General features: G+C 62.3%; 1 protein-coding gene. It reads right to left on the reverse strand.

From position 1 onward, the window contains the following. Positions 1-485: hypothetical protein (locus AC5FXQ_RS21765; protein ID WP_493604513.1), on the reverse strand; the 485-nt coding region annotated here is incomplete at its 3' end. Positions 486-685 lie beyond the last annotated feature (200 nt).

Genomic DNA, 685 nt, shown 5'->3' on the forward strand with positions numbered 1-685 from the left:
TTCCGCACTATGTGGGTGCCGTCCTGGTGGGAGTTAAGTGTCTCCATGGGCCTGCCCACGAAGTCGTAGCGGGAGGTCACCCGCTCGGAGGCCGGCTGCCTCGTCCCGCCCAGGAAGCCGTCCGACACCACCTGCACCAGCCGGTACTTATCGTCATAGTAGTTAACCGAGACCAGCCAGTCCTCCTTGCCCAGCACGCGGGTGCGGGTGCCTGTCACCTGCCCCCTCACCCGATTATTGTGCATAGACACTCCCGCCAAGGCAGTACTATCGAAGGAATAACCCGTAAGAGCTTGGTGATTGTAGTCGTCGTAGAAGGTCACCGTCAGCAGGTCGTTGGTCGTGACCGTCACCCCTGACGGGGAGGAGGCGTTGAGCGAGTAGCCAATGGCAGAGCTATCCCGCGTCTCAAACTGCTGCGCGGTATTGCTCACCGCGTCCTGCAGCGCAGACCGTTCGATCTGCTTATCCAGTACGCCCGCCACGACAGGGCGCCCCAGCGCGTCGTACTTGGTGAAGGCCCACCTGCCAGCCGCCGCCTGCACGGAGTCCCGGGTGAAGACCGCCTCGTCGCGCCTGTTGTAGACCCGCTGCACCGGCCCGGCCCCCGGCACCTGCTTTTCGATCACTCTCCTGCGCCCGTCATAGGCGTAGCGGAAGCACCAGTCTTTTATAAAGTTTTCAT

This window comes from Pontibacter sp. LHS1 (assembly GCF_058932855.1).